This is a genomic window from Salinilacustrithrix flava (assembly GCF_041228405.1).
Lineage (GTDB): Bacteria > Actinomycetota > Acidimicrobiia > Acidimicrobiales > Salinilacustritrichaceae > Salinilacustrithrix > Salinilacustrithrix flava.
This window is the reverse complement of record NZ_CP133888.1, coordinates 3,865,506-3,886,193: the sequence shown is the minus strand read 5'-3', so window position 1 is coordinate 3,886,193 and position 20,688 is coordinate 3,865,506. Positions and strand designations below refer to the sequence as shown.

Below are 20,688 nucleotides of genomic sequence, written 5' to 3'. Positions count from 1 at the left end.
GGCGGAGATCACGGCTGCTGCTCGGCCTGCTCCAGCGGGTCGGCGCCGAGCTGCGGGCCGCCCGGGAGCGACCGGGTCGGCGCCGGGGCGGGGAGGGGGCCTTCGAAGCCGCTCACCGGGATGTCCCGGTGGGCGTAGGCCATGACGTCGTGCCAGATCAGCGCCGGGATGCTGCCGCCCGTGACCCGGGCGTAGCCGGCGGTGTTGACCATGGAGACGTTGCCGGTCGGGTGACCGACCCACACGGCCGCCGACAGCTCCGGCGTGTAGCCCACGAGCCACGCGTTGCCGTAGTCGTTCGACGTGCCGGTCTTCGCTGCGGCCGGTCGACCGAACGCCGCCCGGGTGGCGGTGCCCCGCTCGACGTTCTGGCGCAGGATGTCGGTGACCCACCGGGCCGTGTACGCCGACACCACACGGGGACGATCGGCCGGATCCGGAGTCAGGTCGGTCAGGAGCTCGCCCGACGAGTCGAGGATGCGGGTCACGGGCCCGGCCTGGATGCGCCGGCCGTCGGCGGCGAACCCGCCGTAGGCGATCGCCATGTCGAGCGGTGACACCTCGTAGGCGCCGATGCCGATGCTGGGGCCGACGTAGCCGGGCAGGCCCCCGACACCGAGCGACGAGGCGACGTCGCGGACGGCGCGGGCGCCGATGGCCTCGGTGAGCGCCACGTAGGCGGTGTTGATCGAGCGCACGGTCGCCTCGATCAGGCTGATCTGGCCGTAGCCCCGCTGCGTGAAGTTGTGCACCGGCTTCGGGTCGAGGACCGTCGTCGGCAGGTACGTCTGCGGTGCGCCGATGCGCTGCTGGGGCACGAAGCCCTGCTCGAGCGCGGCCGCCAGCACGAACGGCTTGAACGACGAGCCCGGTTGGCGCCCGGCGCCGGCGCCACCGCTGCCGAGGGCGAGGTTGACCTGGGCCTCCTCGAAGGAACGTCCGCCCACGATCGCCCGCACGAGCCCGCTGCGGTGGTCCACCACGGCGAGCGCGGCCTCCGGGCCGGCGCCGGCGGGGATGTGGTCGTTGACGGCCAGGCGAGCGACGAACTGCAGCTCGGAGTCGAGCGCGGTCTCGATGCGCAGGCCGCCCTGGTACAGCTGCTCGGCGCTCATGCCGACGGTGTCGAGCAGGAACCGGCGCACGTAGTCCATGTAGTAGGGGAACTTCTCGAAGCGGGGCCGGGGCGGCAGCACCTCGGGGATCTCGGCGAGGGCGGCGTCGACCTCGGCGAAGGTTCCCTTGCCGGTGGAGCGGACGCGCTCCAGCACCGTGCGGCGGGCTTCGTCCGCCGCCTCGAAGTTCGTGCGGGGGTTGCGGGTCGTGGGCGCCGGCAGGATGCCGACGAGCAGGGCCGTCTCGCTCATCGTGAGCTCGGCCGCCGGCTTGTCGAAGTACTCCTTGGCCGCCGCCTCGAAGCCGTGGGCGCCGTTGCCGAGGAACACGGTGTTGACGTAGGCCGTGAGGATCTCGTCCTTGCTGAACCGCTCCTCGACGTCGATGGCGACCTGCAGCTCCTGCAGCTTGCGCTCGAGGTCGTCCTCGTCACCGGTGAAGAGGTTCTTGGCCAGCTGCTGGGTCAGCGTCGAGCCGCCCTCCTCGATCCCGCCGCTGGAGGCGTTGCGCACCATCGCTCGGGCGATTCCGGTCGGGTCGAACCCGTTGTGCTCGCGGAAGTCCTCGTCCTCGGCCGCGGTCAGGACCCGCTCGACCATCTCGGGCACCTGGCCGACCTCGAGGGGCTCGTAGCGCTCGTCGTCGGCGAAGCGGCCGATGATGTCGCCCTGGGAGTCCACGACGACGGAAGGCTGGGACAGCTCGATGTCGACGGCGGCCTGGAGGTCGTCGATGGCCGAGACGTCGACCCCGGGGTCGGGCAGCTCGGGAACGGATTCGCGGGCGACGTGGGCGACGCCGAGCGCCGAGGCGGACAAGACGACGACGGCCAGGATGCCCACGACCCCGACCGTGGTGAACAGGGTGGCGACCTGGCCGAGGCGGCCGAGGAAGTGGCGGAGGGTTGTCACGCCGTCCTCAGGAGCGGATCGTGACGAAGCCGCGGTGGCGCAGCGAGAACACCCGCTTGCGGCGCTTCAGCGGGCCGGTCTCCACGGCGAGGCCGCCGAAGACGGCGCAGGAGGCGTTGTAGACGGCGGCGAGCAGGATCGTCATCACCCACCCGAGCACGGTGAGGAACGCGACCGTGGCGGCGGCGATGCCGAACAGGGCCCCGCCGTCGATCTCGAAGGCGTCGATCCCGAGGGAGGTGACCACCGTCGTCTCGATCTCGCCGATGAACCCGAAGGCCCGCGCCACGTTCCAGACGGCGACGGTCGTGCCGAGCAGCACGCCGAAGGCCAGCAGCCAGAAGATGAACGAGAGCTTCGCGACCGACAGCAGCTTCACCCGCCGGATGCGCATGCCCCGCCACGGGATCCGGCCGCTGGGGTCGATCTGCACGGGGCCGTGCACGGGACGCTGATCGTGGTCGACGGGCTCCAGGTCGGCACCGTCGTGGTCGTCATCGTCGGTCTCGGCGAGCGGCGCGGCCTCGTCGGTGCGGCGTTCGTCGGTGAGGTCGACGGTGTCGCCGTCGTCGTCGGCGTGCAGCGGTCGCTCGGCGCGATCCGCGACCGCGTCGTCGAGCACCTCGTCGTCGGGGGTTCTGGTGTTCCTGGAGTCGTGGAGCAGTGACATGTCGCTTCTTCCGCTGGCTGGCGTTCGCCTGGGGTCCTACCCCGGCCCCCGACCGGGCAGACATCGGCGGGTCCGGGCCCGCCGGGACGTCCGATCTGCCCGCCTGCACCGATTGATGGTCGACAACGATTGTCGATCAGCAATCCTTGGCCTATGGTGGGAGGCCGATGCGCTCCCCGTCCGACCTCGCCGACGCCTTCCGGTCCTCCGGCCGCAAGCTGACGCCCCAGCGCGAGCGCATCTTCCGGGTCCTGCACGACAACCCGACGCACCCCACCGCCGAGGCCGTACACGCTGAGGTCGTGGCCGACATGCCGTCGGTGAGCCTGCGCACCGTGTACTCGACGCTCCACGACCTGGCCGAGATGGGCGAGCTGGTGCAGCTCGACCTCGGCACCGGCTCGTCGCGCTTCGACCCCAACGTCTCCGAGCACCACCACCTGGTGTGCGACGGCTGCGGGCGCGTCCAGGACGTCGACCTCGCCGTCCCCGCCTTCGAGCTCGACGTCGACGCCGCTCGCGGCTTCCACGTCGACGCCACCCAGATCGTCCTGCGCGGTCGCTGCATCACGTGCAGCGAGCCGGTGGCCTGACGACATCCCCCAGTAACCACAAGCAAGCAACCGAGGAGCAACACCCATGGCTGAGCTCAAGGGCTCCAAGACCGAAGAGAACCTGAAGGAGGCCTTCGCCGGCGAGAGCCAGGCGAACCGCCGCTACCTGTACTTCGCCCAGAAGGCGGACGTCGAGGGCTACCCCGACGTGGCGGCGCTGTTCCGCTCCGTCGCCGAGGGCGAGACCGGCCACGCGTTCGGTCACTTCGACTTCCTCGCCGAGGTCGGCGACCCGGTCACCGGCGAGGCCGTCGGCACCACCGCCGACAACCTCAAGTCCTCGATCGCTGGCGAGACCTACGAGTACACCGAGATGTACCCCGGCTTCTCCAAGACCGCCCGCGAGGAGGGCTTCGAAGAGGTCGCCGAGTGGCTCGAGACGCTCGCACGCGCCGAGAAGAGCCACGCCGGCCGCTTCCAGCAGGGCCTCGAGTCGCTCGACGCCTGAGCGGTCCGCCGCCGTCGGACCCCACCGGTCCGGCACCGAATGACTGAGGAGGGGGCCGGGTCGTGACCCGGCCCCTTCCACGTCACCACCTCCCGAACGAACCCCAACGCCGATCCGAGGACCACCGATGAGCCGCAAGCTGACCCTCTCCGACATCGCCGACCTGCGGGAGTACGAGCGCGAGCGTGCCGACTTCCGGGCCCACGTCATCGACCTGAAGCGGCGCCGACGCGTCGGCCTCGGTCCCTTCGTCACCGTCCTGTTCGAGAACCGCGACACGATCCGGTTCCAGATCCAGGAGATGGCACGGGTCGAGAAGCTGCTCACCGATGAAGCGATCGAGGGCGAGCTGCGGGTCTACAACCCGCTGGTCCCCGAGCCGGGCGAGCTCGCGCTGACCCTGTTCATCGAGCTGACGTCGGAGCTGGCGCTGCGCGACTGGCTGCCCCGCCTCGTCGGGATCGAGAAGACGCTCGAGCTGCGCATCGGCGAGGGCGACGGCCGCATCGTCGTCCGGTGCATCCCCGACGAGGAGCACCAGGAGCAGCTCACCCGCGAGGAGATCACGGCGTCGGTGCACTACATCCACTTCGAGCTCGACGCGGGCCAGATCGAGGCCTTCGCGGCAGGACCGGTCGAGCTGGCCCTGACCCACGACAACTACGAGCACGCCACCACGCTGGGTGAGGAGACGGTCGCCGAGCTGCTGGCCGACCTCCGGCCCTGAACCCCGCCGGCTCGCCGGTTTCCGGCCCCCGGGTCCGGTTTCGAGGTACGTGAAACTACGTTCCGTGAGGAACAAACCACTTGCAGTGGTTCCGGTTTTTCTCTACCATCCGGAGCATGGTGGCGACGAAGAGTGACACGGAGCGGCAGCGGCTGGTGCACGAGCTGGTCGACGGCCGCGATCGGGACACCCTCGGCGGTCGCCTGCTGCGCACGCGCGAGGTGGCACTGCTCTTCGAGGTCTCCGAGCGCGCCGTGACCGACTGGGCCACCAAGGGCCGCATCCCCAGCATCCGCACCCCAGGCGGCCACCGTCGCTACCCCGCCGACGCGGTCGCCGGGCTGCTCGCCGACGAGGGCCGCACCGCCTAGCGACGACTTGCTCCGCCCGCGCCGTCCGGTCCTTGTGCCGCCGGCGTGGCGGGTGCCAACCTCGGCGCCGCCGGCGGGCCCGCCGGCTCGGACCACCATCCCGGCGGAGCGAGCATGGACAACAGCTGGAGCGCACGGGCTGCCTGCCACGGCCTCGACCCGAGGATCTTCTTCCCCGCGGACGACGACGAAGCGAGCCTGGCCAAGGCGGTCTGCGATTCCTGCCCCGTCCGGGAGCCCTGCCTCGAGTACGCCCTCGGCGAGCGCGAGCGGGAAGGCGTCTGGGGCGGGTGCACCGAGGGGGAGCGGCGACGCATCGTGCGCCGGCGTCGCCGGGCGGCGTCCTAGTGGCCGCCGAGACGGTTCGGCCGTGAGCGGGCCCACCATCGACGACGTGGGTGGCTGGCCGCGCATCCTCGGCCGCCTGGTCGAGGGCGAGGACCTGCGGGGCGACGACGCGGCCGCGGCGCTCGCGTCGATCCTCGCGGGCGAGGCCACCGCGGCCCAGCTCGCCGCGTTCATCGTGGCCCTGCGCCTCAAGGGGGAGACCGCCGAGGAGGTCGCCGGCATGGTCGGCGCCATGCTCGACGCCGCCGCGCCTCTCGAGCTGCCGCCGGGCACGATCGACATCGTGGGCACCGGCGGGTCCCCTCGCCGCCGGGTCAAGGCGCTGAACGTGTCCACGATGGCGTGCCTCGTCGCCGCCGCGGCCGGGGCCACCGTGTGCAAGCACGGGAACCTCAAGGCCTCCTCGACCTCGGGCTCCTTCGACCTGCTCGGCGCCCTCGGCATCGGCTACGACCTCGATGGTCCCGCCCTCGCCGCGGTCGTCCGCGACGTCGGCGTCGGCTTCTGCTTCGCCCGCGCCTTCCACCCTGCGATGCGCCACGCCGGGCCGGTGCGGGCCGAGCTCGGCGTGCCCACCGTCTTCAACCTGCTCGGCCCCCTGTCCCACCCCGGCCGGGTCGCTCGGCAGGTGATCGGCGTCGGCGACCCCCGCTCCCTCGACCTGGTGGCCGGCGCCCTGGCGCTGCGGGGGAGCGAGCACGCGCTCGTCGTCCACGGCGACGGCGCGATCGACGAGCTGGCCCTCACCGGGCCGACCCAGGTGCGGGAGGTGCGCGACGGCCAGGTGCTGGATCCGTCGACCTACTCGCCGGCCGACGCCGATCTGGCCGCCGTCGCCGTCGACGCGCTGCCGGGTGGCGACGCCGCCGCCAACGCCGGCATCGCCCGTGCGGTGCTGGCCGGCGAACCCGGTCCGGCACGCGACATCGTCGTGCTCAACGCCGGTGCCGGGCTCTACGTCGCCGGCCTGGTCGAGAGCATCGCCGAGGGTGCGCGCCGGGCCGAGGCGGCGATCGACGCCGGCGCCGCCCAGGACCTGCTCGCCCGCGTCGTCGAGCGCACGGCCCCCGCCGGCGGCTGACAGCGGCTCAGGCCGGGTGGTGCTCCGGCGTGCGATCCCGGGTCGGCAGCTTGTCGACCACGGTCGCGATCACCAGCCCGACGGCGAGCCCGAGGACCGCGGACGCCGCGGTGTTCACGAGCCACGTCAGCACGCCGCTGAGCGATCCGGTTTCGTGGACCAGCTCCTCGAGGTCGTGGACCAGGTCGTAGGGCGCGTGCCACCCGAGCTCGTGGGCGCCCACGAGCAGGATGTGGCCACCCACCCAGAGCATCGCCGCCGTGCCGACGATGGACAGCCAGCGCAGCACGATCGGCATCCCCTTCACCAGGGCACGGCCGACCTGCTGGGAGCGAGCCGAGTCGCGCTGGGCGAGCCGGAGGCCGACGTCGTCCATCTTCACGATGGCGGCGACGAGGCCGTACACCACGATCGTGATGAGGAGGGCGACCACGACCAGGATCACGATGCGCGACACGAAGGGCTCGTCGATGACCTCCTTCAGGGAGATCACCATGATCTCGGCCGACAGGATGAAGTCGGTCCGAATCGCCCCGGAGACCGTGGTCTGCTCGGCGTCGCCGCCCTGCACCGCGGCGGGGACGTCGTGGTCGTGGTCGTCGCCCTTGACCGCCCCGAGGATCTTGTGGGCGCCCTCGTAGCAGAGGAACGCGCCGCCGAACATCAAGATGACCTCGACCAGCGTCGGCGCGAGCTCGCTCAGCAGGATCGCCACCGGCAGGATGAACAGCAGCTTGTTGCGCAGGGATCCGGTGGCGATGCGCTTGATGATCGGCAGCTCGCGCTCGGCGGCCAGGCCCTGGACGTAGGCCGGGGTCACCGCGGTGTCGTCCACCACGACCCCGGCGGCCTTCATGCTCGCCCGCCCGGCCGCAGCACCGACGTCGTCGATGGAGGCGGCAGCCAGCTTGGCCAGCGCGGCGACATCATCGAACAGCCCGACCAGACCGCCAGCCATCTCACGTCCTCTCGTCACCGATGCAGGCGCAGAACCTAGAGGCGCGATCGTGGCCCCCGGCGATAACCATCGTTATCCTCGGTCCATGACCGATGCTGCGCCCGTGAGCGACGATCCGACCCGAGATCGTCTCATCGAGGCTGCGGCGGCGGTGTTCGCCGAGAAGGGCTACGACGGCGCCGGCGTGCAGGAGATCGCCCGGCGGGCCGGCTTCACCACCGGCGCCATCTACGGGCGCTTCCGGGGCAAGGCCGAGCTGCTGCTGGCGGCCATCGAGGCCCACACCACCAACGAGCTCGAGCAGCTCTTCGCCGACCACCGCTTCGAAGGCCGCGTCACGGACGTCATCACCACGGTCGGCTCGCACCTGCTCACCGATCCCTTCGACGAGGGCCAGGCCCTGCTGCTCGAGGCCTTCGTCGCGGCCCGGCGCGACGCCGAGGTGGCCGAGCTCATGCGGGAGCTGCTCCGCCAGCGGGCGACCACCTTCGCCGCCCTGGTCGAGGACGCCAAGGCCAGCGGCCTCGTCGACGAGGGCCTCGACACCGACGCCATCGTGCGCTTCTGCCACGCCGTGGGCTTCGGGTTCCTCCTGTTCGGGGCCATCGACCTGCAGCCACCCCGAGCCGATGCGTGGGAGATCCTGATCGCTCGGCTCGTCGGGGCGCTCGGCGATCCGGTCACCGACCAGTAGCCCTCACCGATCGGGCCAGTAGCCCTCACCGATCGGGGAGGTCGGGCAGGCGGGGGAGGGGCGAGCAGAGCGTGCCGTCGCAGTGCTCGATGCGGATGCGCTCGGCGTTGCGGTCGATCCAGGTCGCCAGCACCGTGAGCTCGTCCGCGTCGGCGGGCTCCACCCACGGGCGGGGCGTGCGCGCCGACGGCGGGCGATCCCCGTCGATCGAGCTCAGCAGCGACGGCGCATCGGCCGGCTCGGTGTGGCGCAGGCGGCCGTCCTCGATGACGGTGCGCTGGTCGCCGAGCTGCACGACGAGGCGACCGGCACGGTGGACCAGGTCCAGGCGGCGGACCCGGCGGTGCGCGTCGGCGAAGGCGATGGCCCGATCGCGCATGTCGGCGGCCTCCTCGTAGCGCTCGTCGCCCGCCAGCGCATCCATGCGCTCCAGCAGCCGGTCCAGCACCAGCTCCGGGTTGGTCGTGAGCGCCGCCCGGACCGACGCGGCGATGGGCTCGTAGCCGCCCTGGTCGATGTCGCCGGCGCACGGGCACGCGCTGACGCCCAGCTGCGCCGGCGCGCACGGCGCCTGCCGGGGTTGGCGGGCGGGGTCGGCCGTGCAACGCCGCACCGGCAGGGCGGTCTCGACCGCGTCCGCGACCCGCCGGGCCAGGCGCGCCGACGACAGGGGACCCAGGTAGGTGGCGTCGTCGGCGCGCACCCGCTTCACGACGGACAGGCGGGGGAAGGCCTCGTCGGTGAGCTTGAGGTAGGCGGCCTTGGCCCAGGTGGTGCCCTGGCGGTTGTAGCGGGGGAGCAGCTCGTGGATGAGCCGGATCTCGGTGACCGCGGCCTCGAGCGCGGAGGACGTCGCGATGTGGTCGATGGCGGCCGCCTCCCGCAGCAGGCCGCCGACCTTGCGGCGGGTGTCGGAGCTGAAGTAGCTGCGGACCCTGGCCCGCAGGTCCGAGGCCTTCCCCACGTACAGCACCCGGCCGGTGGCGTCCTTGAACAGGTACACCCCCGGCGAGCGGGGGAGCCGATCGGTGAGCGCGAGCTTCCTGGCCTGGGGGTGGGCGGCTGCGCTCGGCAGCTCGAGCAGGTCGTCGAGCGTGGCCACGCCGAAGCCGGCGGCCCGTTCGAGCAGGACGTGGAGCAGGTCGGCGGTGGCCAGGGCGTCGTCGAGTGCCCGGTGGTTGGGGCGGTGGTCGAGGCGGAGCCGCTCGGCCAGGGTGCCGAGCTTGCAGTTCGGCACCTCGTCGCGCACGAGGCGGCGGGCGAGGGCGCACGTGTCGACGGTCGGGTTGGCGAGCCGGGGCCGGTCGGTGCGGACCAGGGCAGCGTCCAGGAAGCCCTTGTCGAAGCGCACGTTGTGGCCGACGAACGCAGCATCGCCGATGAACTCGAGCAGGCTCGGCAGGACGTGCTCGATCGCGGGCGCCGGCCGCACCATGGCCGAGGTGAGGCCGGTGAGCACCGTGATCTGGGCCGGGATGTCGCGCCCGGGGTCCACGAAGGTGTGGAACGTGCCGAGGCACTCGCCGCCGCGCACCTTGATCGCGCCGATCTCGCAGATGGCGTCGTCGGTGGGGGAGCCCCCGGTGGTCTCCAGGTCGAGCACGCAGAAGGTGACGTCGAAGAGCGGGGTGCCGAGGTCGTCGAAGCTGGCCTGCCCCGGCGCCCGGCGGCGTGCTCGACGGGCCTGCGGGGTGGTGGGGGCGACCATGGGTCCGGAGTGAACCGAACGTGTGTTCGTCTGTCAAGCGCCGATCCGGGCGCCGGGATCGTGCCGTGCGCCGGGCTCGGTCCGGTGGATGCCGATCGGTACGCTCGCCCCGTGACCGACGCCGGCGATGCCCCCACGCCCCGCTACCGCTGCACGCGGTGCGGCAACCTGACCCGCTTCGACGTCACCAGCACCCGACGCACCCGCGCGTTCCACCACTACTCGGTGGGCGGCGAGCTCGAGGTCGAAGACGTCGAGCTGCTCGACGAGGTCATCGAGTCGGTGGAGTGCCGCTGGTGCGGCAACGGCGAGGGCGTCGAGGAGCTGCCGGCCGACGGCTGAGGGTCCGCCGAGGGTTCCTGTCAGACCCCCCTCCGTACCGTGCGACGCAACCCCGGATCGGCCGGGGACGCGATCGCACTGGAGGATCCATGCCTGCACCGATGACCCCCTCGGAGCCGTTGGTGATCGACTGCGCCGACTGCATCGGCCCGACCATCGGCGCGTGCGACGACTGCGTCGTCACGTTCCTGTGCGAGCGCGATCCCGACGATGCGGTGGTGATCGACGTGGGGGAGGCCCGCGCCCTGCGCCTGCTCGCCGACGCCGACCTCGCACCCCGTCTCCGGCACCGCTCCATCGAGCGTGGGGCCTGACCGTTGGGTCGGGTTCTGTACGGAATGCGGTGGTACCGTGCCCCACCGCGGCACTTGTCCGATTGCCGCGCCTCCGGATGCACGATCTCCAGCTCGTCGGCTTCACCACGGATCGCCGTGGCCTCATCTTCCGCACGAGGGAGGGGGCGCGGTCCGAGGCCAGCTTCGTCGTCCCGGTCACCGACGAGCTCGTCGAGCTCGTCACCCAGCTCGCGGGCGAGCAGGCCGCCAGCAGCGACGCCGACGACGTGACCGACGGGTCGGATGCGGCCGCCCCGGCGATGGCTCGACCGTCCGAGGAGCCCTCGCCTCGACCCCGATCCCAGCTGTCCGTGCGGGACATCCAGGCCCGCCTCCGCGCTGGTGAGTCGGTCTCGCGCATCGCCACCGAGGCGGGCGTCGAGGAGGACTGGATCGAGCGGTTCGCGCCACCGGTGCGAGCCGAGCAGCAGCGCATCGTCGAGCGTGCCCTCGACTGCCGACTGCGCCGCCCCCGTTCCGCTCCCTCCGCGGTGCCGCTGCGCCGGGCCGTCGGCATGGCCCTGGCCGACAAGGGCATCGCCTACACCGTGGCCGCCTACGAGGCGGGGTGGTCGGCGCGGCTGCTCGGCCACGACCGCTGGGCGGTGACCTTCACGTACCACCACCGGGGCCGGGAGCGGCGCGCCACCTGGGCCTACGACGCCAGCGAGGATGCCCTCACCACCACCGACCGTGCGGCGTCCCAGCTCGGCTACGTGGCGCCGGAGCGAGCCGCGGCGGACGACGAGGGGGACGTCGTCGAGGGCATCGTGGGCGACCCGGCCGCCACCGCGGCGCGCTCGACGACGCCGGAGGCGCCGGCCGCGGCCGAGAAGGCCACGACGAAGCAGACCGCGGCCAAGCAGACCGCGACCAAGAGGACCGCGACCAAGAGGGCCGCGACGACGAAGAAGGCGGCGACGAAGAAGAAGGCGCCGACGAAGAAGGCGGGGACGAAGAAGAAGCCGCCGACGAAGGAGAAGGTGGCGAAGAAGAACGCGGCGACGAAGAAGGTCGCCACCACGAAGCGCACGTCTGCCGAGAAGCCCGGGAGCACGAAGGCGGGGGGCGAGCAGCGGTCCGCCGCGAAGAGGACGGATGCCGCGACGCGCCGCACCCCCACGGAGGCGGCGCCCCCGACGTCCCCGCCGGCCGAGGCCGCGCATGTCGAGCCACCCTGGCCCGCGCCGGTCCCGAACGGCACGGCACCGGTCTCCGATCGCCCCCACGTCCCCGGCACGAACGGACGTCCCCGCCCGGACGCCCCGCGACCCGCCGAACCCAGCGGCTCGGATCCCGGCCCGGACGAGGTGGACCCGACGTCGGCTCGTCGGGCCCGCGCCGCCCAGCGCAACGCGCCGACGGTGCACTTCCGCAGCGGCTCGGCGGCACCGGTCCGGCGGGCGGCCGATCCCGAACCGCCCCGCCCCGTCGAGGGCCGCCCCGCCGCAGGGGACGACCGGCCCCGACCGGAGCGGCGCGACGCGACCGAGCAGGGCGAGCCCAACGGCGCGGCCCGGCCCGCCACGCGTCGGCGACGCCAGCTCCGCGCCCGGTGAGCCGGTCCGCAGCGCCCACCCTCGGCGCCACCGAGCTGCGTGACCGCGTCGCCGCTGCCGGCCGTGAGCACGGCCTGGACGAGGTCGGCTGCACCGACGTCGCCTCCTTCCCGGAGGTCCGCCGCTCGCTGGAGCAGCGCAGGACCGCTGGCCAGCACGGCGGCATGTCGTTCACGTTCCGGAACCCGCGGCGCTCCACCGAGCCGGAGCGGCTGCTCCGCAACGCCCGGACGCTGGTGGTCGGGGCGAAGTCCTACCTCGAGGCCCGGCCGGAGCGCCCCGTCGGCCCGGTCGCGTCCGTCGCCCGCTACGCCTGGCGCGACCACTACGCCGAGCTGCGCGCCGGCCTCGACGCCATGGCCGCGGTGCTGCGCGACCACGGCCACCGGGCCGCGGTGTTCGCCGACGACAACGCGCTGGTCGATCGCGCCGCCGCCCACCGAGCGGGCATCGGCTGGTGGGGTCGCAACAGCAACCTGCTCGTGCCCGGCGCCGGGAGCTGGTTCGTCCTCGGCTCCGTCGTCACCGATGCGACGCTGCCCGTGGCCTCGGAGCCCGTCGAGGACGGGTGCCGGTCCTGCACCCGCTGCGTCGATGCCTGCCCCACCGCAGCGATCACCGCCGACGGCGTGATCGACGCCCGCCGGTGCCTGGCGTGGCTCGTGCAGGACGTCGGCGTGTTCCCGCGCGAGCACCGCGTCGCCCTCGGCGACCGGATCTACGGGTGCGACGACTGCCAGGAGGTCTGCCCGCCCGGGCGTCGGGACGTCGCAGCCACCGATCAGACCCCGGTCGACGTGGGTCCGACCACGCCACCCGACGCGTGGGTCTCGGTGCTCGAGCTGCTCGACCCCGCCGTCAGCGACGACGAGCTGCTCGAGCGGTTCGGTCGTTGGTACATCCCCCGCCGGGATCCCCGTCACCTGCGCCGCAACGCCCTCGTGGTCCTGGGCAACGTCGGCGACGCCGTCGACCCGGCGCAGCGGGCGGCGCTGGCCCGTTGGTGCCGGGACGGCGACGAGCTCCTGCGGGCCCACGCCGTCTGGGCCGCGGCCCGCCTCGGCCTGGACGCGCTCGTCGACGAGCGCGCCGATGACCCGAGCCCGCTCGTGCGGGCCGAGGTCGCGATGGCCCCGTCCGTCCCCCGTGCGCCCGGAGCGGCATGACCCACCTGCTCGTCACCAACGACTTCCCGCCCAAGATCGGCGGCATCCAGACCCTCCTGTGGGAGCTCTGGCGTCGGCTCGACCCCGACTCCTTCGCCGTGCTCACCACGCCGCACCCAGAGGCCGAGGCGTGGGACGCCGCCCAGCAGTTCCGGGTCGAGCGGACCACCGACCCGGTGCTGCTGCCCCACCCGGGCCTGGTCCGGCGCATCGACGCCCTCGCGGAGGAGATCGGCGCCGACACGGTCGTGCTCGATCCCGCGCTGCCCCTCGGGCTGCTCGGACCGCACCTGCAGCGGCCCTACGACGTCCTGCTCCACGGGGCCGAGGTCACGGTGCCGGGCCGGCTCCCGGGCAGCCGGCTCGCCCTGCGCCGGGTCCTGGTCGGCGCCCGCCGGGTCGTGGCCTTCGGCGGGTACCCGGCCGCCGAGGCCGAGCACGCCGCCGGGCGGCCGCTCCCGCTGACGGTGGTGCCGTGCGGCATCGACAGCAGCCGCTTCCGACCGCTCGGCGCGACCGAGAAGACCGAGGTCCGCGCTCGTCACGGGCTCCACGACGGGCCGCTGGTGCTCAGCCTCAGCCGGCTCGTGCCCCGCAAGGGCATGGACGTGCTCATCGACGCCTCGGCCCACCTGGCGGCCCGCATCCCCGATCTGCAGGTGGCCATCGCCGGATCCGGTCGCGACCGGGAGCGGTTGGAGAAGCGGGTGAACGTCACGGGCGCGCCGGTGACGTTCCTCGGCCGCGTGCCGGAGGAGGAGCTCGCCCTCGTCCACGGCGCCGCCGACGTCTACGCCATGCTGTGCCGGAGCCGGTGGGGCGGGCTCGAGCAGGAGGGCTTCGGCATCGTGTTCCTCGAGGCAGCTGCGGCCGGGGTGCCCCAGGTCGCCGGCGACAGCGGCGGCGCCTCCGAGGCGGTCGTCGACGGCGAGACCGGCTTCGTGGTGGATCCGAACGACGTGGAGGCGGTCACGACGGCGCTCGAGCGGTTGCTGTCCGACCCCGGTCTGCGGGCGAGGATGGGGGAAGCAGCCCGGATCCGGGCCGTCGAGCACTTCGACTACGACCGGCTCGCGCCGCAGCTGGCGGCAGCGATCGAGGACACGTGAGCGACTCCCCACCATCCCCACCGGCGGCCGACGCCACCGATCCCGACGGCGTCCACGAGGGTGCTGGCCTGGTGCAGCTCTCCTTCGTCGGCACGGGCGCGCTGGTCGTCGCCGCGGTGGTGGGCGTGGCCAGTCCCGACGGGGCCGGCGTGCTCACCGCCTGGGTCTCGGGCGTGCTGTTCGCCATCGGCGTGGTGCTGTTCCTGTGGGGCTACGCCGTCGGCGTGGTGCGCTCGCGGGAGGAGCAGATCACCCTCGGCGGGCTCTTCTTCCTCAGCGGCACGGCGCCCAAGGTGGTCCGGTTCCGCCTCCGGGTCGCGTTCGCTGTCCAGGTCGTGGCTGCGGTCGTCGCCGCCAGCGTGCGCCCGTACACGGCGGTCGCCTTCGCCGTCCTGGCTCCGATGCTGGGTCTGGGGGCCATGGCCATGTGGGGCGCCCGGCACGGCACCTTCCACCCGAAGGACGACGCCGGGCGCGGTCGATGACGCCGCCGCTCTGGCTCGTGATCATCGGGCTCGAGTTCCCGGCGATGATCGCCATGCTCGATTGCCTCCAGCGCCCGGCCGACCACTTCGAGGGTGGCGCCGCGGACCGAACCGCCTGGATCCGCTGGCTGGTCGTGGCGATCCTGCTCGTCCCCGTGCTGATCGGCTACGGCATCCTGCTCGGCTACTACTACGTGGTGATCCGCCGGAACGCGCCCGGCAGCCCGCGCTGAGCCGGCCAGCCGGGTGCCGGCGCCGGTCGTGAGGCAGAATCGCCCACATGCCCGATCAGGCCACCCAGCAGATGCACATCGAGGCGCCGCTCGAGCGGATCTGGTCGGTGCTCACCGACTTCGAGGCGTACCCGACGTGGGCCCGCGACCTGAAGGAGGCCACCGTCGTCCAGCACGACGACCAGGGGCGGGCGCTGCTCGTGCGGTTCCGCGCCGCCGCCATGGGTCGCTCCACCACCTACACCCTGGCCTACGACTGGGACGACGCACCGCGCCGGCTGCCCTGGAAGCTGGTCAACGGCGACATCCAGAAGGTGCTCGACGGGGCCTACGAGTTCGCCGAGCGCGATGGCGGCACCGACGTCACCTACCACCTGCGCGTCGACCTGGCGATCCCGCTGCCCGGCTTCGTCAAGCGCCGCGCCGAGGCCCGGATCATCTCCACCGCGCTGCGGGAGCTGCGCGAGCACGTGACCGGGACGGTGTGATCGGCCTGTCGTGAGGATCCTGCTGTTCACCGGCAAGGGCGGCGTCGGCAAGACCACCACGGCGGCCGCCACCGCGGTCCGCTGCGCCGATGCGGGCCAGCGCACCATCGTGCTGTCCACGGATCCGGCCCACTCGCTCGGCGACGCGTTCGACATCGAGCTGGGCGACCTGACCGTGGAGATCACTGACGGGCTCTGGGGTCAGCAGCTCGACGCCCAGGACCGCATGGAGGACGCCTGGGAGGACATCCAGTCCTACCTCCAGGCGGTGTTCCGGTGGGGCGGTGTGGACGAGATCGAGGCCGAGGAGCTCTCCGTCGTGCCCGGCCTCGACGAGATCTTCGCCCTCACCGACATCAAGCGCTACGCCGCGTCCGGGGAGTGGGACACGATCGTGGTCGACTGCGCGCCCACCGCGGAGACGATCCGGCTCCTGTCGCTGCCCGGGGTCCTGGCCTGGTGGATGGAGCGCCTGTTCCCGATGGGACGTCGGGTCAACAAGGTCGTCAGCCCCCTGCTCGGCTCGGTCACCGACCTGCCGGTGCCCGGCGACGACGTCTTCGGGGCGGTGGAGCGCTTCTACGAGCGGCTGGACGGCGTGAAGGAGCTGCTCACCGACCGGTCGGTCACCAGCGCCCGCCTGGTGGTGAACCCGGAGCGCATCGTGGTGGCCGAGGCCCGACGGACCTTCACCTACCTGTCGCTGTTCGGCTACAGCGTCGATGCGGTCATCGCCAACCGGCTGCTGCCCGACGCGGTGTCGGATCCGTGGTTCGAGGACTGGAAGCAGCGCGACCTGGACCACCTGGCCACCATCGAGGAGGGCTTCGCCCCCGTGCCGGTGCTGCGAGCGGAGCTGGCGCCCCACGAGCTGGTGGGGGTCGACCGCCTCCGTGCGTTCGGCACGGCCCTGTACGGCGACGACGACCCGGCCCGGCACCGGGCCGACGTGGCGCCGATGCGCCTGGAGCGCACCGATGCGGGGGACGTCCTCTCGGTCGACCTGCCGTTCGCGGACCGTGACGAGCTGGTGCTCGGTCGCCGCGACGACGAGCTGCTCGTCCGGGTCGGCCCGTACCGCCGCTCGATCCTGCTGCCCGACTCGCTCAAGCGCCGCCAGGTGGTGGACGCGGCCCTGCGGGACGGTGCGCTGGCCGTCACCTTCGCCCCGACCCGCTAGCGACGCCGTCTGGCAACATGGCGGCGAGCATGGATCAAGACCCCGCCGACCCCACCGACGCCCCGGGACCCGAGGGCGCGGCCGACCCGGTGCAGACCGGCATCGACCAGTTCCAGCGGGCTGCGCTCGAGGCGATCCGAGCCGGACGGGCCATGCTCGACGCCGCCGAGTCGATCCTGCAGGATCCCGCCGCTGCCGAGACCGTCGTCCGCACGGTCGGCGCCGTCGCCCGCAACGCCACCGAGGCCGTCGCCGGCTTCGCTTCCGGCCGGTGGCCGGTCCCCGCTGCCGATGAGGGCGCCGAGGCGGACGACGGCACCGACGAAGACCCGCCCGACGGGTTCGAGCGGATCTCCGTCAGCTGATGCGGGTGCTGCGGGTCCAGCTCGACGACGGTCACCTCGTGGACCTGCACCCGGCCGTGTCCGTCGTGTCGGGCCTGTCGGAGCCGCAGCGCGCGACGCTGCGCCAGGCCTTCGACGCAATCGCCTCCGGCCTCGAACCGGCGCTCCCCGCGCTGATCGAGGCCCACGGGCTCCTGCTCGACGCCACCCAGGCGGATCTGGACCTGCTCGAGGTGCAGGGCAACCCGGTCGGGGCCGTCGTCACCGGCGCCAACGTCGACGGGGACCTGCCCGGCGACGCTGCGACCCGGTTGCGCACGGCCGAGCGCGACGTGGTGCTCCTGTCGTCGGACCGCTGGGAGGCCTGCGACGAGCTCGCCCGCAGCGAGATCGCGGCGGCGCGGCCCTCGCACGGCGGGCTGCGCGCCCGCGCCGCCGCGCTCCGGGCCGGCATCGCCCGGCACGAGGCGGTCGTCGCCGAGCCGGTGCGGGCCGCCCTCGACGAGGTCCGAGACCGGCGACGCGCCGGCGCACCGACGTGGGCGGGCGACCTCGTCGAGGCCCTGGCCGGCGTCGGCATCGACGTGGACGACCTCGGCCTGCCCGTGGGGGAGCTGGTCCGCATCGCGGAGGACTGGCTCGAGGAGCGGCGGATCGACGTCGGCTGGGCAGTCGGAGCGGGTGTGGAGCTGGCGGCCATCGAAGCCGCCCTGGCCTTCCCCGAGCCGCCGTCCGGCGGCGCCGAGCACGACCTCGATGCCCCGCGGGCCCGGGCGTCGCGCGCCACGGCCGCCCATGCCGAAGCCATCGTGCGCCTCGATGCGGTCCGCGCCGAGCTCACGCCGCGGGGCGGCGAGCGCCCGTCGGTGCAGGATCTGGGCGCGCGCCTCAGCGCCCGGCTCGCTGACCACCGGCCGACCCGGCTCGCTGGTGCCGTCCCGCTCCTGCTGGACGGCGCCCTCGGCCACCTCGACGACGCGGACGTGACGTCGCTGCTCGACCGACTCGCTGCCGCGGCCGGCGCCGTGCAGGTCGTCGTGGTCGACGAGCATCCCGCGGCCGTGGCCTGGGCCCGGTCCGTCGGCCCCCGTCGAGCTGCCCACATCGAACCGGTGCCCCGGCGATCCGCGGCGGCCCCGACATGACCACCCCCGCCCGGCCCGGGCTGCCGGGCGAGGTCCTACCATGCGCCCGAACCACGACCCCCAGGAGGGACACCACGTGCCCGTCATCACCGAAGACGACATCCGTGCCCTGGCCGCCATCCGCAGCAACGGCGCGCTCGTCACGTCCTGCTACCTCGACGTCGACGGCGGCCGTTACGTGCGCCCTGCCGACTACGAGCGGGCCCTCGACGAGATGGTCCGTCGGATGCGTCGCCGCCCGGAGGTCGACGAGGCCGTCGACGCCGACATCGCGCGGATCGTGGACCGCGTCGGTGCCGGCTTCGATCGGACCTCGACCCGCGGCGTCGCGCTCTTCTCCTGCGACGCCCACGACCTGTTCGTGGTCCACGAGCTCCCGGTGCCGGTCCGCAACGAGCTGGTGGTGAACCCGACCCCGGCGGTGGGCCAGCTCGAGCTCGTCCTGCAGCAGAGCGAGAAGGTCGCGGTGCTCGCCGCCGACAAGCAGCACGCCCGCGTGCTCGTGTACCGCCTCGGCGAGCTGGTCGAGAAGGTCGAGCGCACCGACGACATCGGGCGCGACTACGACACCGTCGGCGAGCACGACCGGGGCGGCGTGGAGCAGCACCGCGAGGAGATGACCCACCAGCACCTGCGCCACGCCGCGGAGCTGGCCTGGTCCGTCTACCAGTCGACCGGCTTCGACCACCTGGTGCTCGCCGCCGCCGAGGGCGTGGCCTCCGAGCTCGAGGCCGACCTGCACCCGTACCTCGGCGAGCGGCTCCGCGCCCGGCTCGACGTGGCACCGAGCGCACCCGAGGCCGACCTGCGCCGCGCCGCGCTGGAGGCCGAGCGCGCCATCGAGGCCGCCCGAGAGGCGGCACTGGTGGAGGAGCTGCGCGCCGCGGTGAACGGCGACGGGCGTGGCGTCGCCGGCATCGGGCCCGTGGTCGACGCCCTCGCCGAGCGGCGGGTCGACCGGCTGCTCGTCTCCGACGGGTACGAGGTCGAGGGCTGGCGCTGCGACACCTGCGACCGGCTGGCCACCGTCGGCCGGACCTGCACGTGCGGCGCGGAGATGGTGGCGGTCCCCGACCTGGTCGAGGAGGCGGTCGAGGCCGCGCTCGGCCAGTCCTGCCGCGTGGTGGTGTGCGACGGCAACGCCGACCTCGACGTGCTCGGCCGCGTCGGCGCCCTGCTCCGCTACTGAACCCCGTGGCCGCCCCCGCGGACCAGGAGCGAGCCGTCGGCATCGACATCGGCGGCACCAAGATGCTCGGCGTGGTCGTCGACGCCACGTCCCCGACCGTGGTGATCGCCGAGACGCGCCTGGCGACCCCGGTCGGCGCCGCCGCCCTCGTCGACGGCATCGCCGAGCTCGTGGAGGCTCTGGACCCCGGCGGCTCCGGCCCGGTCGGCCTCGGCATCCCGGGGCTCATCGACGACGGCGACGTCTTCCGCTTCGGGGCCAACCTCCCCGGCGTCATCGACCTGGCCGTGGGCGAGGTCGTGGGCACCCGACTCGGGCGCCCGGTCGCCGCCGACAACGACGCCACCTGCGCGACCTATGCCGAGTTCCGGGGCGGCGCCGGCGCCGGGTGGTCCGACGGCATCCTGCTCACCCTCGGCACCGGCATCGGCGGCGGCATCGTCGTGGGTGGGCTCGTGCGCCACGGCGCCAACGGCTTCGCCGGGGAGCCGGGCCACATGCTGATCGACCCGAGCGGGCCGCCGTGCCCGTGCGGCCGGCGGGGCTGCTGGGAGCGCTACGCGTCGGGCTCCGGCCTCGGCCGGCTGGGCCGTGACGCCGCCCTCGCCGGTCGGCTCGACGCAGTGGTCGATCTCGCCGGCGGGGAGCCCGAGGGCGTCCGGGGCGAGCACGTGATCGCGGCCGTGCGCGCCGGTGACCACGATGCCTCCCTCGTGCTGGACGAGTTCGTGTGGTGGGTGGCCGCCGGCATCGCCAACCTGGTCGACCTGCTCGACCCCGGCGTGGTGGTGCTCGGCGGTGGCGTCATCGAGGCCGAGGACGTCCTGCTGCCCCGCATCGAGGGTGCGGTGCCCGACCAGGTGCTGGCGCGGGGCCACCGGCCGGTGGTGCCCATCGTCGCCGCGCACTTCGGCGAGCGGGCCGGCGCCATCGGGGCCGCCGTGCTCGCGCTGGAGTCCGCCCGGCGCCCCCCGACTCAGGGGACGTAGCGCTCGTGGGCGGCGCGGATCTCGGTCCACGCCGCCTCGGATCCCTCGTAGCCACGGGTCGAGGAGAACTTGTGGGGCTCGAGGTCCTTGTAGACGGTGAAGAAGTGCTCGATCTCCGAGAGGAGGTAGTCGGGGAGGTCCTCGATCTCGGGCACCTGCTCCCAACGTGGGTCGTGGGCCGGGACGCAGACGATCTTGGCGTCGGGGCCGGCGTCGTCGGTCATCCAGAAGACGCCGACCGGGCGGGCCTGGATCCAGCAGCCGGGGAAGGTCGGCTCCTCCATGATCACCAGCGCGTCGAGGGGGTCGCCGTCCTCGCCGAGGGTGTCGGGGATGAACCCGTAGTCGGCCGGGTACACCGTGGCCGAGAACAGCCGCCGGTCGAGTCGGAACACGTGGCGCTCGTGGTCGTACTCGTACTTGTTGCGGCTCCCCCGGGGGATCTCCACCACGACGTCGATCGTCTGCATGGTGGCCA

The 20,688-nt window shown here is 73.4% G+C and carries 25 protein-coding genes; 20 read left to right on the top strand and 5 right to left on the bottom strand.

What is annotated here, in order from left to right:
• Positions 1-8 precede the first annotated feature (8 nt).
• Together RGQ06_RS19065 and RGQ06_RS19060 are read right to left on the bottom strand one after the other, a co-directional pair.
• Positions 9-2,027 carry a transglycosylase domain-containing protein gene (locus RGQ06_RS19065; protein ID WP_432427967.1) on the bottom strand — a complete coding sequence of 673 codons (2,019 nt, stop codon included), beginning with the start codon at positions 2,025-2,027 and terminating at the stop codon, positions 9-11.
• 7 nt (positions 2,028-2,034) lie between these two features.
• Positions 2,035-2,697 (bottom strand): DUF3566 domain-containing protein, encoded by a 663-nt coding sequence (locus RGQ06_RS19060; RefSeq protein ID WP_432427966.1) that lies wholly within the window; start codon positions 2,695-2,697, stop codon positions 2,035-2,037.
• A gap of 167 nt (positions 2,698-2,864) precedes the next feature.
• Here RGQ06_RS19060 and RGQ06_RS19055 point away from each other — a divergent pair, with 167 nt between their 5' ends.
• The 6 genes from RGQ06_RS19055 (at position 2,865) to trpD (ending at position 6,286) form a co-directional block, all read left to right on the top strand.
• Entirely contained in the window at positions 2,865-3,290 is a 426-nt protein-coding gene (locus RGQ06_RS19055; RefSeq protein WP_432427965.1) for a Fur family transcriptional regulator, read from the top strand.
• A gap of 46 nt (positions 3,291-3,336) precedes the next feature.
• Positions 3,337-3,759 (top strand): rubrerythrin family protein, encoded by a 423-nt coding sequence (locus RGQ06_RS19050; protein ID WP_432427964.1) that lies wholly within the window; start codon positions 3,337-3,339, stop codon positions 3,757-3,759.
• A gap of 127 nt (positions 3,760-3,886) precedes the next feature.
• Entirely contained in the window at positions 3,887-4,486 is a 600-nt protein-coding gene (locus tag RGQ06_RS19045) for a DUF3501 family protein (RefSeq protein ID WP_432427963.1), read from the top strand.
• A 116-nt stretch (positions 4,487-4,602) separates the two neighbouring features.
• Positions 4,603-4,857 (top strand): helix-turn-helix domain-containing protein, encoded by a 255-nt coding sequence (locus RGQ06_RS19040; protein WP_432427962.1) that lies wholly within the window; start codon positions 4,603-4,605, stop codon positions 4,855-4,857.
• Between the two features lie 45 nt (positions 4,858-4,902).
• Positions 4,903-5,205 carry a WhiB family transcriptional regulator gene (locus RGQ06_RS19035; protein WP_432427961.1) on the top strand — a complete coding sequence of 101 codons (303 nt, stop codon included), beginning with the start codon at positions 4,903-4,905 and terminating at the stop codon, positions 5,203-5,205.
• Between the two features lie 22 nt (positions 5,206-5,227).
• The gene (trpD, locus tag RGQ06_RS19030) at positions 5,228-6,286 is read left to right on the top strand and encodes an anthranilate phosphoribosyltransferase (protein WP_432427960.1); all 1,059 of its coding nucleotides are present in this window, start codon (positions 5,228-5,230) and stop codon (positions 6,284-6,286) included.
• 7 nt (positions 6,287-6,293) lie between these two features.
• Here trpD and RGQ06_RS19025 read toward each other — a convergent pair whose 3' ends face one another.
• The gene (locus RGQ06_RS19025; protein WP_432427959.1) at positions 6,294-7,244 is read right to left on the bottom strand and encodes a DUF808 domain-containing protein; all 951 of its coding nucleotides are present in this window, start codon (positions 7,242-7,244) and stop codon (positions 6,294-6,296) included.
• Between the two features lie 85 nt (positions 7,245-7,329).
• Between RGQ06_RS19025 and RGQ06_RS19020 the strand changes: the two genes are divergently transcribed.
• Positions 7,330-7,938, top strand: a complete 609-nt coding sequence (locus RGQ06_RS19020) for a TetR/AcrR family transcriptional regulator (RefSeq protein ID WP_432427958.1) — start codon at positions 7,330-7,332, stop codon at positions 7,936-7,938.
• Between the two features lie 25 nt (positions 7,939-7,963).
• On the opposite strand, the gene RGQ06_RS19015 is transcribed toward RGQ06_RS19020, so the two are convergent.
• Positions 7,964-9,646 (bottom strand): DEDD exonuclease domain-containing protein, encoded by a 1,683-nt coding sequence (locus RGQ06_RS19015; RefSeq protein ID WP_432427957.1) that lies wholly within the window; start codon positions 9,644-9,646, stop codon positions 7,964-7,966.
• A 111-nt stretch (positions 9,647-9,757) separates the two neighbouring features.
• Here RGQ06_RS19015 and RGQ06_RS19010 point away from each other — a divergent pair, with 111 nt between their 5' ends.
• The 13 genes from RGQ06_RS19010 (at position 9,758) to RGQ06_RS18950 (ending at position 20,210) form a co-directional block, all read left to right on the top strand.
• Complete coding sequence (locus RGQ06_RS19010; RefSeq protein ID WP_432427956.1) at positions 9,758-9,988, top strand: hypothetical protein; 231 nt, start codon at positions 9,758-9,760, stop codon at positions 9,986-9,988.
• Between the two features lie 89 nt (positions 9,989-10,077).
• Positions 10,078-10,302, top strand: a complete 225-nt coding sequence (locus RGQ06_RS19005) for a hypothetical protein (RefSeq protein ID WP_432427955.1) — start codon at positions 10,078-10,080, stop codon at positions 10,300-10,302.
• A 77-nt stretch (positions 10,303-10,379) separates the two neighbouring features.
• Positions 10,380-11,882, top strand: coding sequence for a septation protein SepH (gene sepH, locus RGQ06_RS19000; protein ID WP_432427954.1), 1,503 nt, complete (start codon positions 10,380-10,382; stop codon positions 11,880-11,882).
• A complete protein-coding gene (queG, locus tag RGQ06_RS18995; protein WP_432427953.1) occupies positions 11,879-13,048 on the top strand; it encodes a tRNA epoxyqueuosine(34) reductase QueG in 1,170 nt (389 codons plus the stop codon). The genes sepH and queG overlap by 4 nt, the downstream gene beginning before the upstream one ends.
• Positions 13,045-14,157 (top strand): glycosyltransferase family 4 protein, encoded by a 1,113-nt coding sequence (locus tag RGQ06_RS18990; protein WP_432427952.1) that lies wholly within the window; start codon positions 13,045-13,047, stop codon positions 14,155-14,157. The genes queG and RGQ06_RS18990 overlap by 4 nt, the downstream gene beginning before the upstream one ends.
• Positions 14,154-14,642, top strand: a complete 489-nt coding sequence (locus RGQ06_RS18985; protein WP_432427951.1) for a hypothetical protein — start codon at positions 14,154-14,156, stop codon at positions 14,640-14,642. The genes RGQ06_RS18990 and RGQ06_RS18985 overlap by 4 nt, the downstream gene beginning before the upstream one ends.
• On the top strand, positions 14,639-14,875 hold the full coding sequence (locus tag RGQ06_RS18980; RefSeq protein WP_432427950.1) for a hypothetical protein: 237 nt from the start codon (positions 14,639-14,641) through the stop codon (positions 14,873-14,875). The genes RGQ06_RS18985 and RGQ06_RS18980 overlap by 4 nt, the downstream gene beginning before the upstream one ends.
• Positions 14,876-14,922: 47 nt before the next feature.
• The gene (locus RGQ06_RS18975; RefSeq protein ID WP_432427949.1) at positions 14,923-15,363 is read left to right on the top strand and encodes an SRPBCC family protein; all 441 of its coding nucleotides are present in this window, start codon (positions 14,923-14,925) and stop codon (positions 15,361-15,363) included.
• Between the two features lie 10 nt (positions 15,364-15,373).
• Positions 15,374-16,543 (top strand): ArsA family ATPase, encoded by a 1,170-nt coding sequence (locus RGQ06_RS18970; RefSeq protein WP_432427948.1) that lies wholly within the window; start codon positions 15,374-15,376, stop codon positions 16,541-16,543.
• A 29-nt stretch (positions 16,544-16,572) separates the two neighbouring features.
• Complete coding sequence (locus RGQ06_RS18965; protein WP_432427947.1) at positions 16,573-16,908, top strand: hypothetical protein; 336 nt, start codon at positions 16,573-16,575, stop codon at positions 16,906-16,908.
• 5 nt (positions 16,909-16,913) lie between these two features.
• Positions 16,914-18,032 (top strand): hypothetical protein, encoded by a 1,119-nt coding sequence (locus RGQ06_RS18960; RefSeq protein ID WP_432430687.1) that lies wholly within the window; start codon positions 16,914-16,916, stop codon positions 18,030-18,032.
• Between the two features lie 40 nt (positions 18,033-18,072).
• Positions 18,073-19,221: a hypothetical protein gene (locus RGQ06_RS18955; RefSeq protein WP_432427945.1), complete on the top strand. Its 1,149-nt coding sequence runs from the start codon at positions 18,073-18,075 to the stop codon at positions 19,219-19,221.
• Positions 19,222-19,226: 5 nt separating this feature from the next.
• Complete coding sequence (locus RGQ06_RS18950) at positions 19,227-20,210, top strand: ROK family protein (RefSeq protein WP_432427944.1); 984 nt, start codon at positions 19,227-19,229, stop codon at positions 20,208-20,210.
• On the opposite strand, the gene RGQ06_RS18945 is transcribed toward RGQ06_RS18950, so the two are convergent.
• On the bottom strand, positions 20,198-20,680 hold the full coding sequence (locus RGQ06_RS18945) for an inorganic diphosphatase (protein WP_432427943.1): 483 nt from the start codon (positions 20,678-20,680) through the stop codon (positions 20,198-20,200). The two genes, RGQ06_RS18950 and RGQ06_RS18945, sit on opposite strands and share 13 nt — an antisense overlap.
• Positions 20,681-20,688 lie beyond the last annotated feature (8 nt).